The organism is Staphylococcus sp. HMSC071G07, assembly GCF_001811435.1.
Lineage (GTDB): Bacteria > Bacillota > Bacilli > Staphylococcales > Staphylococcaceae > Staphylococcus > Staphylococcus pettenkoferi.
The window spans coordinates 1-203 of sequence record NZ_KV804780.1; the positions used below are offsets into that span (position 1 = coordinate 1).

General features: G+C 47.3%; 1 tRNA gene. It reads right to left on the reverse strand.

Annotation, left to right across the window (positions count from 1 at the left end):
- Positions 1–44: 44 nt before the first annotated feature.
- Positions 45–118: transfer RNA gene (locus HMPREF2802_RS08780), tRNA-Ile, on the reverse strand.
- Between the last annotated feature and the right edge of the window lie 85 nt (positions 119–203).

The following is a 203-nucleotide window of genomic DNA, read 5'->3' on the forward strand; positions in this document are numbered from 1 at the left end:
GGCGCTCTCCCAGCTGAGCTAAGCCCCCATATTAAATTCTAGAGTGGGCCTAAGTGGACTCGAACCACCGACCTCACGCTTATCAGGCGTGCGCTCTAACCAGCTGAGCTATAGGCCCTCAATTATTTTCGAGTCAAGCGTTTTCGCTTTTCTCTTTTTACCTGAACACTCTGATGAGCATTCAAAACTAAATGCAATATGTC